This is a genomic window from Actinosynnema sp. NPDC059335 (assembly GCF_042752395.1).
Lineage (GTDB): Bacteria > Actinomycetota > Actinomycetes > Mycobacteriales > Pseudonocardiaceae > Actinosynnema.
This window is the reverse complement of record NZ_JBHYXZ010000037.1, coordinates 38,483-51,132: the sequence shown is the minus strand read 5'-3', so window position 1 is coordinate 51,132 and position 12,650 is coordinate 38,483. Positions and strand designations below refer to the sequence as shown.

Annotated in this window: 14 protein-coding genes; 8 read left to right on the top strand and 6 right to left on the bottom strand. The window is 73.6% G+C overall.

The features are described 5' to 3' along the window. Positions 1 to 124 precede the first annotated feature (124 nt). Positions 125 to 1,381, bottom strand: coding sequence for a DUF445 domain-containing protein (locus ACFXGA_RS14330; RefSeq protein ID WP_378087802.1), 1,257 nt, complete (start codon positions 1,379 to 1,381; stop codon positions 125 to 127). A 29-nt stretch (positions 1,382 to 1,410) separates the two neighbouring features. On the opposite strand from ACFXGA_RS14330, the gene ACFXGA_RS14325 reads away from it, so the two are divergent. Beyond that, the gene (locus ACFXGA_RS14325) at positions 1,411 to 2,583 is read left to right on the top strand and encodes a pyridoxal phosphate-dependent aminotransferase (protein ID WP_378087800.1); all 1,173 of its coding nucleotides are present in this window, start codon (positions 1,411 to 1,413) and stop codon (positions 2,581 to 2,583) included. Here the strand turns inward: ACFXGA_RS14325 and ACFXGA_RS14320 are convergent. Further along, on the bottom strand, positions 2,572 to 4,500 hold the full coding sequence (locus ACFXGA_RS14320) for an NACHT domain-containing protein (protein WP_378087798.1): 1,929 nt from the start codon (positions 4,498 to 4,500) through the stop codon (positions 2,572 to 2,574). The two genes, ACFXGA_RS14325 and ACFXGA_RS14320, sit on opposite strands and share 12 nt — an antisense overlap. 73 nt (positions 4,501 to 4,573) lie before the next feature. On the opposite strand from ACFXGA_RS14320, the gene ACFXGA_RS14315 reads away from it, so the two are divergent. Further along, the gene (locus ACFXGA_RS14315) at positions 4,574 to 5,032 is read left to right on the top strand and encodes a zf-TFIIB domain-containing protein (RefSeq protein WP_378087796.1); all 459 of its coding nucleotides are present in this window, start codon (positions 4,574 to 4,576) and stop codon (positions 5,030 to 5,032) included. A 101-nt stretch (positions 5,033 to 5,133) separates the two neighbouring features. Here the strand turns inward: ACFXGA_RS14315 and tgmC are convergent, their stop codons facing one another. After that, positions 5,134 to 6,258, bottom strand: coding sequence for an ATP-grasp peptide maturase system methyltransferase (tgmC, locus tag ACFXGA_RS14310; RefSeq protein WP_378087794.1), 1,125 nt, complete (start codon positions 6,256 to 6,258; stop codon positions 5,134 to 5,136). Positions 6,259 to 6,369: 111 nt separating this feature from the next. Here tgmC and ACFXGA_RS14305 point away from each other — a divergent pair, with 111 nt between their 5' ends. The 5 genes from ACFXGA_RS14305 (at position 6,370) to ACFXGA_RS14285 (ending at position 9,096) form a co-directional block, all read left to right on the top strand. Beyond that, on the top strand, positions 6,370 to 6,780 hold the full coding sequence (locus tag ACFXGA_RS14305) for a helix-turn-helix domain-containing protein (protein ID WP_378087792.1): 411 nt from the start codon (positions 6,370 to 6,372) through the stop codon (positions 6,778 to 6,780). 5 nt (positions 6,781 to 6,785) lie between these two features. After that, positions 6,786 to 7,475: a hypothetical protein gene (locus ACFXGA_RS14300; RefSeq protein WP_378087790.1), complete on the top strand. Its 690-nt coding sequence runs from the start codon at positions 6,786 to 6,788 to the stop codon at positions 7,473 to 7,475. 116 nt (positions 7,476 to 7,591) lie between these two features. Further along, positions 7,592 to 7,876: a DUF2516 family protein gene (locus ACFXGA_RS14295; protein ID WP_378087826.1), complete on the top strand. Its 285-nt coding sequence runs from the start codon at positions 7,592 to 7,594 to the stop codon at positions 7,874 to 7,876. After that, the gene (locus ACFXGA_RS14290; RefSeq protein ID WP_378087789.1) at positions 7,870 to 8,532 is read left to right on the top strand and encodes an alpha/beta fold hydrolase; all 663 of its coding nucleotides are present in this window, start codon (positions 7,870 to 7,872) and stop codon (positions 8,530 to 8,532) included. Before ACFXGA_RS14295 ends, ACFXGA_RS14290 begins: the two co-directional genes overlap by 7 nt. Before the next feature lie 9 nt (positions 8,533 to 8,541). Continuing rightward, positions 8,542 to 9,096 (top strand): type 1 glutamine amidotransferase domain-containing protein, encoded by a 555-nt coding sequence (locus ACFXGA_RS14285; protein ID WP_378087787.1) that lies wholly within the window; start codon positions 8,542 to 8,544, stop codon positions 9,094 to 9,096. 54 nt (positions 9,097 to 9,150) lie between these two features. On the opposite strand, the gene ACFXGA_RS14280 is transcribed toward ACFXGA_RS14285, so the two are convergent. Beyond that, on the bottom strand, positions 9,151 to 9,909 hold the full coding sequence (locus ACFXGA_RS14280; protein WP_378087785.1) for a TipAS antibiotic-recognition domain-containing protein: 759 nt from the start codon (positions 9,907 to 9,909) through the stop codon (positions 9,151 to 9,153). Between the two features lie 71 nt (positions 9,910 to 9,980). Between ACFXGA_RS14280 and ACFXGA_RS14275 the strand changes: the two genes are divergently transcribed. Next, a complete protein-coding gene (locus ACFXGA_RS14275) occupies positions 9,981 to 10,529 on the top strand; it encodes a YbaK/EbsC family protein (protein WP_378087783.1) in 549 nt (182 codons plus the stop codon). Here ACFXGA_RS14275 and ACFXGA_RS14270 read toward each other — a convergent pair. Together ACFXGA_RS14270 and purU are read right to left on the bottom strand one after the other, a co-directional pair. Next, positions 10,526 to 11,593: an LOG family protein gene (locus tag ACFXGA_RS14270; RefSeq protein ID WP_378087781.1), complete on the bottom strand. Its 1,068-nt coding sequence runs from the start codon at positions 11,591 to 11,593 to the stop codon at positions 10,526 to 10,528. The two genes, ACFXGA_RS14275 and ACFXGA_RS14270, sit on opposite strands and share 4 nt — an antisense overlap. A 169-nt stretch (positions 11,594 to 11,762) precedes the next feature. Further along, positions 11,763 to 12,641 carry a formyltetrahydrofolate deformylase gene (gene purU / locus ACFXGA_RS14265; protein WP_378087779.1) on the bottom strand — a complete coding sequence of 293 codons (879 nt, stop codon included), beginning with the start codon at positions 12,639 to 12,641 and terminating at the stop codon, positions 11,763 to 11,765. Between the last annotated feature and the right edge of the window lie 9 nt (positions 12,642 to 12,650).

The window sequence follows — 12,650 nt, the reverse complement described above, 5'->3', positions numbered from 1 at the left end:
TGAGGGGCGCGCGGACCCGCGGGCCCCGGGGCGTTCGACACACGGGACCCCAACGCAGGACTCTCGCGTGAGTCCTACGTTCGGGACGCGCGTGTCCTGCGTTCGGAACACCCGAGTTGAACGCTCAGGTCAGCAGCTGGCCGACGGTGTAGATCGCCAGGCCCGCCAGCGCGCCCACCACGGTGCCGTTGATGCGGATGAACTGCAGGTCGCGACCGACCTGCAGTTCGATCTTGCGCGAGGTCTCCTCGGCGTCCCAGCGCTCGACGGTGTCGGTGATCAGCGTGGTGATCTCGTCGCGGTAGTTGGTCACCACGTACCCGGCCGCGCCCTCCAGCCACCCGTCGACCTTGGCGCGCATCGACTCGTCCTCGACCAGCCGCGTGCCGAACGACATCAGGCCCTCGCGCACGCGCCTGCGCAGCTCCGACGACGGGTCCTCGGCCGCGTCGAGCAGCATCTTCTTCGCCGTGCCCCACGCCGAGTCGATGAGCCGCTGCACGTCCGGGTGGTGCACGAGCTGCTGCTTGACCTGCTCGGCCCGCTGCATGGTCGCCGGGTCGGTGCGCAGGTCGTTCGAGAACTCGATCAGGAACTGGTCGACCGCGAGCCGCATCGGGTGGTTGACGTCGGTCTTCACCGCCCAGGCGAAGTTCAGCAGCTCGGTGTAGACCTTGTCGCCGAGCAGCGAGTCGACGAACTTCGGCGACCACGACGGCGCGCGGTCCGACACCACGCCCATGACCTTGTCGTAGTTGTCCCGCACCCAGTCGTAGGCCCGGTCGCACAGCAGGTCCACGAGCTTGTGGTGCGCGCCGTCGGTCAACACCTGACCCAGCAGCTTGCCCAGCGGCGGTCCCCACGGCCGGTCGACCAGCCGCCGCACCACGGCCTGCTCGATCACCGCCTGCACGTCCTCGTCCCGCAGCACGGTGACCGCGCCCTTGACCACGTTGGCCAGCTCGGACGTCACGCGCTCGGCGTGCTCCGGCCGGGCCACCCACTCGCCGAGCCGCCTGCCGATGCCCGCGCGGCGCAGCTTGTCCCGCACCACCGACTCGGACAGGAAGTTCGTCCCGACGAACGAGCCCAGCGCGTCACCGAAGCTGTCCTTGCGCGTCGGGATGATCGCCGTGTGCGGGATCGGCAGGCCCAGCGGCCTGCGGAACAGCGCGGTGACCGCGAACCAGTCGGCCAGCGCGCCCACCATGCCCGCCTCGGCGGCGGCGCGGACGTAGCCCACCCACGCCGGGCCGGAGTCCTCGAACAGCAGGGCGACCAGGAAGATCGCGGTCGCGGCCAGGAAGAACCCGGTGGCCACGAGCTTCATCCGGCGCAGCCCCTGGCGCTTCAGCAGGTCGGCGGGGGTCAGTTGCTCCACGCCGCCATTGTCCGTGAAGATGCGGGCTTGTGCGGGTACCAGCGCTAGTCCCCAGGATGAGGCCGTTCACCTCGACGATCTTCGCGGAGATGACCGCGTTGGCGAACCGGACCGGGGCGGTGAACCTCGGGCAGGGCTTCCCGGACACCGACGGCCCGGCCGGGATGCTGGAGGTCGCCAAGAACTCCATCGACGCCGGGATCAACCAGTACCCGCCGGGGCCGGGCATGCCGGAGCTGCGCCAGGCGATCTCCGAGCACCGGGCGCGGTACGGCACCCACTACGACCCCGACACGGAGATCCTGGTCACGGTCGGGGCCACCGAGGCCATCGCGGCGACGTTGCTCGCGCTGGTGGAGCCGGGCGACGAGGTCGTGCTGGTCGAGCCCTACTACGACTCGTACGCGGCGTCCGTGGCGCTGGCCGGCGCGACCCGCCGCACGGTGGGCCTGGTCGAGGAGCCGGGCACCGGGCGGCTGGGCCTGGACGTGGCCGCCCTGCGCGCCGCCATCGGGCCGAGGACCCGGGCGTTGCTGCTCAACTCGCCGCACAACCCGACCGGCACCGTGCTCAACCGCGACGAGCTGGCCGCCGTGGCCGCGCTGTGCGTGGAGCACGACATCGTGGCGATCACCGACGAGGTGTACGAGCACCTGGTGTTCGACGGCCTGGAGCACGTGCCGCTGGCCACGTTCCCCGGCATGGCGGAGCGGACCGTGACGATCTCCGGCGCGGGCAAGTCGTTCAACTGCACCGGCTGGAAGATCGGCTGGGCGTGCGGGCCCGCCGAGCTGGTCGGCGCGGTGCGCGCGGCCAAGCAGTTCCTGACCTTCGTGGGCGGCGCGCCGTTCCAGCCCGCCGTGGCGCACGCGCTGCGGCACGAGCTGGGCTGGGTCGAGGACCTGCGGACGTCGCTGCAGGACAAGCGGTCGCGGCTGGCCGACGGCCTGACCGACGCCGGGTTCGCGGTGCGGCCCAGCGAGGGCACCTACTTCATCACCGCGGACGTCCGGCCGTTGGGCTTCACCGACGGCGCGCAGCTGTGCCGCGAGCTGCCCGGCCGGATCGGCGTGGCGGGCGTGCCCGTGCAGGTGTTCACCGACCACCCGGACCGCTGGCGGCACCTGGTGCGGTTCGCGTTCTGCAAGCGCGACGAGGTGCTGGACGAGGCGATCGGCCGGCTGCGCAAGCTAGGCGTCTGAGGTCACCTGCGACGGGCGGTCGCCCGCCAGCCGGTCCTGCACCAGCGGGTGCCGGAACTGGTAGGCGGCGCCCGCCTGCCGCAGCACGCCGAGCTTGCGCGCGTCCTCCAGGAACACCATCAGCTCCCACGGCAGCCTGCCCCGGGCCGCGAGCCAGATCCGCGCCACGGTGAACCACCACCAGCGCAGGTGCAGCACGGACAGCGTGAAGCCGAGCAGCAGCCCGCAGGTCAGGCCGAGCCCCACCATGCCCGACTGGGTCGGCCCGAACACCAGGCCGGCGGCCGCGCCGAACACCACGGCCAGCACCAGCGACCCCGTCCACACCGCGATCCGGTCCCGCGCCATCGTCCACTTCGGACTCGACGGGTGGGTCAGCTCGGCGGTGCTGCCGAGGCCGAACCGCAGCGCCACCGCCACCGCGCTGCCCAGGCCGACGACCAGGCCCGCCGACAGCCCGTACAGCGCGCCGAACACCAGGCCCGCCGCCGTGCCGAGCACCCCGCTGACCACCACCAGGCTGCGCCACACGCCCAGCCGCGGCTTCGGCACGCGGCTCCCGGACGCGTGCAGGGCGGCCGCCGCCACCGCGAGGCCGGCGGCCAGCCCGGTGATCGGGGCGAGCTTCGGCGTGCTCGCGTAGGCCATCAGCCAGCCGACGCCGAACCCGCCGATCGCCCCCAGCGCGACCGCGCCGAGCAGCGCCAGCCAGGTGTTGGCGACCGAGCGGCGCAGGTCCCACCAGGCCAGCTCGCGCACGCCGCGCCGACGCATCTCGCCGGCCAGGAACGCGAGCCAGCGGGCCGCCTTCTCGCGCGGCCACACCTGGCTCGCGCGGGCCTGGTGCGCCACGCCGCGGTCGCCGAACGCGCCGTTGACCAGCAGGTCCGCCAGGTGGTTCTCGACGGCGTAGCGGTCCGGGAACCGCGACCGGTCGAGCAGCTCGCTCGGCTCGCCCGCGCCGTAGACCACGCCCGCGAGCCACACCGCGAGCGGCGTGGACAGCGCCTCGGCGAGCCGGCCGTCCGGCTCGTCGCGCAGGTGCAGGAAGACCGGTTCCCAGCGGGCCGCCGTGACCGGGTCCGACGCCGCGCGCAGGTAGCCGGCGACCTCCTCCACGTCCAGCGGTTGCAGGCACAGCACCTGCGCACCCGCCACCGGCCTGCCCAGCGCGGCGAACTCGTCCGACCGGCTGGTGAGCACCAGCGGCTGCGAGCCGGGGAACGCGCGGTTGATGCGGTCCAGCGCGGCGGCGCGCCGGTCCGGCGGGATCTGGTCGAGCCCGTCGAGCACCGGGAACACCCGGCGTTGCTCGACCAGCAGGTCCGCGGCGTAGCTGCCGTACAGCTCGGTGTTGCGCAGCGCCGGGTGGTCCTCGTAGAGCCGCCGGGTCATCCACGTGCGGACGTCCTCGACCTCCGGGTTCCACGTGGACAGCGGCAGCAGGAACGGCACCGGGCCGTCCGCGCGCCGGTCGAGCAGGCCGATGGTGAGCAGCATCACGGTGGTGCTCTTGCCCGCGCCCGGTTCGCCGACGAACACCATGCGCGGGTTGCGGCCGAACGCGCGCACCACGCCGTCGCTGTGCCCTGGTTCGCCGACGGCCGCGCTCCAGTGCAGGTCCAGGACGTTGTCGTGGAGGCCGCGGGCGCGGCACTCCTCGTTCCACTGGGCGTGCAGGGCGCGGGCGAGGGCGCTCTGGGCGGCGTCCAGGTTGTCGTCGGTGGCCAGGCCGGCGGCGCGCCTGCGGTGCAGCCACGGGTCCAGCGCGGCGAGCAGCGCCAGGAAGCCGAGGGCGAGGCCGGTCAGCCACAGGTCGGGGTCGATGCCGTAGTCGGTGACGAAGAGGCCGGCCGCGGCGAGCACGGCGGCCAGCACGCACCCGGTGAGCACGGCCCGCTGGCGGAATCTGGACACCACCGCATCATGACGGACCGGTCACGGTTGGTGGTGACACGGTCACCCCTGTGTCGTGCGTACCCTCGGGTATGTGATCTGTCCGAAATGCCAGGACCTCATGCGGACCATCAGCCGGGGCTCCGTGCACATCGAGCAGTGCGACAACTGCAAGGGCGTGTTCCTCGACGGCGGCGAGCTGGAGCAGATCATCGCCGCCGAGCGGGCGCACTACGCGCAGCCGTACCGGCCGGAGGGCGTGCCGGCGCCCGTTCCGGTCGTCGAGCCGACGACGGCCGTGCCCGTGGCGGACGTCGCGGCGGACGGAGAGCAGTCGACGCAGGTCACGCCCGCCGCGGGCCCGCCGCCGCCCTACCAGCCGCCGCCCGGCACGCAGCCCGCCGGCGCGCCGCCGCCGTACCAGCCACCGCCGGCGTACCAACCGCCGCCGGGCACGGTCGCGCCCGTGCCGCCGCCGGTCTACCCGCCGGGGTACTACGAACCGCACTACCCGCGCCGCAAGCGCAGCTTCCTGGAGGAGCTGCTCGACTGAACCGGCGGTTCCGAGCGTTGAATCCGGGTGTTCCGAACGTAGGACACACGTGTTCCGGACGTAGGACACGCGCGTTCCGGACGTAGGACACGCGCGGTCGCTCACGGGAGTGGCCAGGTCAGGGTGGTGCCCTCCAGGGCGAAGTGCTGCTCGGTGCGGGTGGCGGTGAAGGTGAACCGGTGGCGGCGCGGTCGGCCCAGCGCCTGCCACTGCCGGTAGGCGGCTTCGGCGACGTCCCACAGCGCCCGCGGCCCGCCCTGGTCCACGACCGCGCCGCGGTGCCGCACCCAGGAGCCGTCGGGGTGCGCCAGCCGGACCGGGTCGCCCGCCACCGCCACCCCGGGCAGCGCCAGCCCGGCGAAGAACTCGAACGCGCCGGCCGGGTCCAGCACGGCCCGCGCCGGCAGCAGCGTCGTGCGGGACGTCGTCGGCTCGGCCGTCAGGGCGGCCTCCAGCGCGTCGTCGGCCCACGCCTGGCGGTGCGCGCGCAGCGGCATGAACCGGCCGTCCTCGGCGAGCACCCGGCCGGTGGCCTGCCCGTCGCGGACGGTCAGCCGCAGCAGCCCGGCCCCGATGGGCCGGTTGAGCGTGGTCACGATCAGCCCGCCGGGGGCCGTCTGGTCGAGCCACGCCGTCGGCACGCGGGACACCGCGCACGTGCCGAGGATCCGGTCGTAGGGCGCGTGCGGCGGGCACCCCTGCTCGCCGTCGCCCGCCACGCACGTCGGGTGGTGGCCGGCCGCGCCCAGCCGCTCGCGCGCCCGCGCGAGCACGCCCCGGTCGACGTCGATCGAGGTCACCAGCGCGTCACCGAGCACGTGGCAGAGCAGGGCGGCGTTGTAGCCGGTGCCCGTGCCGACCTCCAGCACCCGGTCGCCCGGCGCGACCGACAGCGCCTCCAGCATGATCGCCATGATCGTCGGCATGCTCGACGAACTCGTGGGTACTCCCGTCACGGCCCCGGTGGCGAGTGCTTGCTCCCACACCCGGTCGTCGTGGTCGAGCTGGGTCACGCACACCTCGTCGCGGTAGACCAGGTCGAGGTGGTCCGGGTGGTCGGAGGTCACCGGCTCCCAGGCGCCGTCGGGGCGCTGGACGAAGCAGCCCGGCACGAACACGTGCCGCGGCACCTGCCGAAACGCCTCGACCCAGCGCGGGTCGCGCAGGACGCCCGCGGCCGGCAGCGAGTCCGCCAGCCGTGCCCGGAGGTGCGCCGCATGGTCCACCGGTCCACCGTAGCCCTGTGGGCGAGCCCACGTCCGGAACGCTAGCAGCGTGCTTGCAACTGCTAGCACCCACGCGTACCGTCGGAAGCGGATCGAGGAGGTGCCGCGAAGGTGGACAAGTCCGTCGACGAGGCGGTGGCCGATCTCGGCCGCGACATCGGGGAGTACATCCGCCGGCAGCGCAACACGGCGAAGATCTCGCTGCGGCAGCTGGCGAAGCTCGCCGGGGTCTCCAACCCGTACCTGAGCCAGATCGAGCGGGGCCTGCGCAAGCCGAGCGCGGAGATCCTGCAGCAGATCGCGAAGGGGCTGCGGATCTCGGCGGAGGCGTTGTACGTCGAGGCCGGGATCCTGCGGCAGCGGGAGGGCGGCGCCCTCGCCGACGCCATCGTCACCGCCCCCGACCTGACCGAGCGGCAGAAACAGGTGCTGCTCGACGTCTACGAGTCGTTCCGGCGGGAGAACACCGCCGGCGGAGCCGGTAATCCGACGACCGCCACCCAGCACACAACGGAGGAGTGATCTCCATGCCGAACCTGCCCACCACCGAGGAACTGCGCAAGGCGGGCGAGCAGGCCGTCGCCGCCGCCCGCACGCCGCTGCTGGCCGCCCTGGGCGCGGGTGACCTGGCCGCCAAGGCCGTCATCGAGGCGCTGAACAAGGCCCGCGAGCGCGCCGAGTCGGCGCGGACCGCTGCCGAGTCGGGCGACCTGCGCAAGGACCTGCGGGACCGGCTCGACCCGGCCGAGCTGCGCAAGGTCGTGGACGCCTACACCCAGTCCGCGCTGAACCTCTACCAGTTCCTCGCCCAGCACGGCGAGGAGGCGCTGGAGAAGCTGAAGACCCAGCCCGGCCTGCAGAAGGCGCTGCACCAGGTCGAGGAGGCCGTCGAGACGGCGCAGAAGCGCACCGGGTCGGCCGCCGCCGACGCCCGCGTGCTCGCCGACGACGTGCTCGGCAAGGTGACCCGCCGCACCCGCGCGGTCGGCGAGAAGGTCGCCGACGACGTGGACGACGCGAGCGAGAAGCTGGCCGAGGCGGTCGTCGAGGTCGGCGGCGACGTCGCCGCCGAGGTGCGCAGCACCGCCCGCAAGGCCGCCGCGCCGCGCAAGCCGGCCGCGACCAAGCCCGTCGCCACGGCCAGGCCCGCGGGCGGCGCGAAGGGCGCGACGACCCGCGCGACCACGGCGAAGAAGACCGGCGACGACGCCAGGTGACGGCACCGGCGCGGGGCGTCCCACCAGGGACGCCCCGTTTCCGCTGTACCGCGACGTCGCGACGCACGTAGGCTGGAGGCGTGTTGCCAACGTTCCCGGAGTTCAGCCCCCTCTACCTGGACGCCTGGGTCATGTTCGCGGCGTACTACGCCGCGCTGGTCATGGGCGTGTTCGCGTTCGCCCACGCGCTGTCGCAGCGGGCCGACGCCTACACCGCGGCCGAGCGCATGACCAAGCCCGCGTGGCTCGGCATCACCGGCGGCGGCGCGTTCGCGCTGCTGCTGTTCCACCCGTTCTCCGCCGGCGGCATGTTCTGGCTCGCCGGGCTGGTCGCGGTCACGGTGTACGTGGTCGACGTCCGGCCCCGGCTGATCGAGGTCCAGCGCGGCCCGCGGTGGTGACGCACCGGGGCTTCGGCTCCGGCGACCCCGTCACGCTCGTCGGCCACGGCCTCGGCGCGACAGCGGGTGAGGCCCGCCTGCCCACCTCCGGGCTGCCGGGCACGAAGGTCGTGGTCACGCTGCCCTCGCACGGCGACGCGCCCGACGCGCCGCCCGGCTACTGGGACTACCGGCGCATCGCCGCCGACCTGCGCGCCGTCGCCCGGGAGACCGGCGCGACGCGGGCGATCGGGGTGTCCCTGACCGCCGGCGCGCTGCTGGCGCTGCTCGCCGACGAACCCGACGCGTTCGACCGGGTGGCCCTGCTGCTGCCCGCCGTGCTGGACGAGCCCGGACGCGCGCTCGGCCGCGAGGAGACCATCGCCGCCGTCGGCGGACCGCCCGCCTACCAGGCGGAACGGCGGCGCGCGTTCGCCCGGCTCGACGGCGCGCTGGCCGAACTGCCCGGCCGCGTCGCGGTGCCCGACCCCGCGGTGCTGGCCCGGGTCACCGCCCCCGTGCTGGTGGTCGGCGCGACCGAGGACCCGCTGCACCCCGGGGACGTGGCCAAGCGGGTCGCGGCCGCGTTCCCGAACGGCAGGCTGGAGCTGGTGCCGTCGTGGCTGACCCACCGCGCGGAGGTCCGCGGGTGGTTGCTCGACTTCCTGGCCGGGTAGCCGAAGGGCATGGCCGAACAGAAGAAGATCGCATTCCTGGTCGACACGGAGGGCATCGAGCAGGTCGAGCTGACCGAGCCCTGGCAGCACGTGGAGAAGGCAGGCGCGGTGCCGAGGCTGCTCGCGCCCAAGCTGGGTCAGGTGCAGGCGTTCGACCACCTGACCCCGGCCGACAGGTTCGACGTGGACGTGCCGTTCGCGCACGCCGACCCGATGGACTACGACGGCGTGGTGATCCCCGGCGGGGTGGCCAACGCCGACTTCCTGCGCATGGACCGCGACGCGGTGCGGTTCGTCAAGCAGCACGTGGCCGCGGGCAAGCCGGTCGCGTCGATCTGCCACGGGCCGTGGCTGCTGGTCGAGGCCGACGTGGTGCGCGGCAAGATGCTCACCTCGTTCCCGAGCCTCGCGACCGACATCCGCAACGCGGGCGGTGACTGGGCCGACGAGGAGGTCCGGGTCTGCACCATGGGCGGCTGGACGCTCGTGACCAGCCGCAACCCGGACGACCTGCCCGCGTTCAACCGCGAGGCGATGAAGGCGTTCGGGCTGCACGACGTGTGACGGCGACCGGGTCCACGGGGATGTGCACCTCCCCGTGGGCCTGCGGGGCCGGCGTCAGAGCCGGGCCGACGCGTAGGCCGCGATGGCGTCGCGGACGTACTCGGCGAACCCCTCGGCGTGCGCGTCGAACTGCGCCTTGAACTCCGGCGAGTCGACGTACAGCCGCCCGAGCCCGGTGTAGGACTCGCGGTCCGGCGTCCAACTGCGGTTGATCCAGCGGTGGTGCCGGTCCGTCACCTCCAGCGCCCGCGGCGAGTCGACCGCGACGCCCGCGTCGAACAGCCCGGCGTAGGCGTCGGTGATGGCCCGCCACTCCGCCTGGAACTCCGCGGCGTCCGGCTTGGACCAGCCGCGCACGCGGCGCTTGCTCTCGTCCACGTGCTCCCGGACGCCCTCGCCGAACCGCTCCACCAGCTCCGCCTCGTAGCGGGCCTGGCGGTCGGCGTCGAAGCCGTCGAACAGCTCTTCCAGCTTCACCTCGTCACCTCCTTCCAGTTCCTCGATCGTGCGGGAGACGGTCCGCGCCAGCTTCGCCAGCCGCTCCTGCTCGGCGGCCAGCCACCGCGCGTGGTTGCGCAGCACGTCGACCTCCCGGTGCCGCCCGTCCAGGACCTCGGCCACGGTGTCGAGGCCGAGCCCGAGGTCGCGCAGCAGCAGGATCCGCTGGAGCCGCAGGAGCTGCTCGCGCTCGTAGTACCGGTAGCCGTTGCCGCCGATCCACGCCGGTTCGAGCAGGCCGATCGCGTCGTAGTGCCGCAGCGTCCGCGACGTCACCTTCGACATGCGCGCGACCTGCGCGATCGACCAGGCCATGACCGTGCTCCCTCCCTGTGCCGACCACGGTAGGGGTTGACGCTACGTCAACGTCAAGGCGAGCCGGCAGGATGGTTCCCGTGTGGACCATCGCTGGAACCCTGACCCCCGTGCCCGCCCTGGACCGGCTGGACCTGGTGGCCGACCCGGTCGCCGCCGCGCTGCGGTCGGTGGCGGACGCGTCCCGGTTCGCGGTCGCCGAGATCGACCCGTCGCTGGCGGACACGGCCGAGTTCTGCGCGCACTACGGCTCGCCGCTGGAGGCGTCGGCGAACTGCGTCGTCGTCGCGGGCAAGCGGGGCGACACCGTGCGGTACGCGGCGTGCGTCGTGCTCGCCACCACGCGCGCGGACGTGAACGGCGTGGTGCGGAGGCGGCTGGACGCGCGCAAGGCGTCGTTCGCGCCGATGGACGACGCGGTGTCGCTCAGCGGCATGGAGTACGGCGGCATCACGCCCGTGGGCCTGCCCGCCGACTGGCCCGTGCTGCTGTCGCCCGAGGTGGCGGCCGCGCCGGAGCTGGTGATCGGCAGCGGCGTGCGGGGCAGCAAGCTGCTCGTGCCGGGCGAGGTGCTGGCGAAGCTGCCGGGTGCGGAGGTCGTCGAGGGCCTGGCCCGCTAGGCCGCGTACGCCCGCAGGAAGCCGACCGCCTCGTCGGTGTCGTCGGTCACCAGGATCCAGCGCTCCGCCTCCCGGCCGCGGGCGAGCCGCCGGACCAGCGGCGCGGCGGGCACCTCGTCCACCCAGAACCGCTCGCCCAGGAACACCATGGGCGCGGCCGGGCCGACCGAGCCGTAGTGGTTCTGGCAGTAGTCCTGGAACACCTCCTGCACGGTGCCCGCGCTGCCCGGCGTGTAGATGATCCCGCCGGTGGCGACCGTGAGCAGGCCCTCCTCGCGGACGGAGTTGGCGAAGTACTTGGCGTGCAGCTCGCACGCCGGGTTGGGCGGCTCGTGGCCGTAGAACCAGGTCGGGATGCCGATCGTGCGCGGCCGGTCGCCGGTCGGCAGGTCCGTCGGGCACGCCGCGAGCCAGCGGCCGATGGACTCCGCGTCGCCGCCGAACCCCGGCGCGGCGGCCAGGTCCTTCAACGTCGGCTCGTCCACGCCGATCCGCACGCCCAGCGGCACGGCCTCCATCACCCCCGGCCCGCCGCCGGTCAGCACGGTGAACCCGGCCTCGCCGAGCGCCGCGCCCAGCTCCACGGCCCGCCGGTAGCCGTCGGTGTCGCGGCCCAGCGCGTGCCCGCCCATCACCGCGACCGGGCGTTCGGGCAGCACGTCCGCCAGCGCCTCGGTGATCGCGTGGTCGTGCAGGCGTTCGGCCAGCGCGTGCAGCGGGTCGGGGTTGTGGCCCTGCGCGCGGCTGTGCCGGTAGATCCGGGCGTCCGGGGTGTCGGCGTAGGTGGTCGGGTCGTCCGGGTCGAACCCGGCGAACAGCTCCGCCGGCGTGTAGAGGCGGGACCGGTACACGTCGTAGGGCAGGCCGGGGATCGCCGGGAACACCAGCGCGCCCGCCGCCGCGGCACGGCGTTGGGCGACCGGCGAGAGCGTGCAGCCGAGGAACAGCGCGCCGTCCATCGGCACGCGCAGCTCCTCCTCGCCCAAATCCAGCCCGACGAGGACGGCGTCCCGCAGGTCGGTCGCCGCGCGGACCCGGTCGAGGTCGGTGAACTCGGTGCGCACCGGCGCAGCCTACGTGCCACCCCGCGCCCCAACGCCGAATCCGCCAGACCCGAGCGTTCGACACACGGGTCCGGAGCGTTCGACACACGGGGCGCGAACGTAGGACTCTCGCGTGAGTCGTACGTTCAGGCCCCGAGAGTCGAACGCTCGGGACCCGTGAGTTCGACGTTCAGAAGATGACGGTCTGGTTGCCGTGCACCAGGACGCGGTCCTCCAGGTGCCACCGCAGGCCGCGCGCCAGCACGACCTTCTCGATGTCCCGCCCCTTACGCACCATGTCGTTGACCGAGTCGGTGTGGTCCACCCGGATCACGTCCTGCTCCACGATCGGGCCCTGGTCGAGGTCCGCGGTCACGTAGTGGCACGTCGCGCCGACCAGCTTCACGCCCCGGCTGTGCGCCTGGTGGTACGGCCGCGCCCCGACGAACGACGGCAGGAAGCTGTGGTGGATGTTCAGCGCCCGCCCGGCCCAGTCCGCGCACAGCTCCGCGGGCAGGATCTGCATGAACCGCGCCAGCACCACCGCGTGCGGCTCGTGCGCGTCCACGAGCTGCCGCAGCTGCGCGAACGCCGCCGCCTTGCCCTCCGGGTCGTTCGCCGGGAACGGCACGTGGTGGAACGGGATCCCGTGCGCCCGGGTGATCCCGGCCAGGTCCGCGTGGTTGCCGATGACCGCCGCCACGTCCACGTCCAGCTCGTGCGAGGCCACCCGGCCCAGCAGGTCGTACAGGCAGTGCCCCTCCTTGGACACCAGGATCACCACGCGCCGGCGCTCGCCCGAGTCGGTCACCCGCCACGAGCCGGGGTGCGCGCCCAGCTCCCGGGCCACCTCGGCGAACCGGGTCCGCAGCTCGTCCACGTCGAACGGCAGCGAGTCCGCCCGCACCTCCTGGCGGGTGAAGAACCAGTTGGTGGCCGGGTCGGTGTGGTAGGCCGCCTCGACGATCCACCCGCCGTGCTCGGCCAGGAACGAGGCGATCCTGGCCACGATGCCGGTGCGGTCGGGGCAGCCGAAGGTGATCACGTAGCGTCGTTCAGGCAGAGGCACGACGGGAAG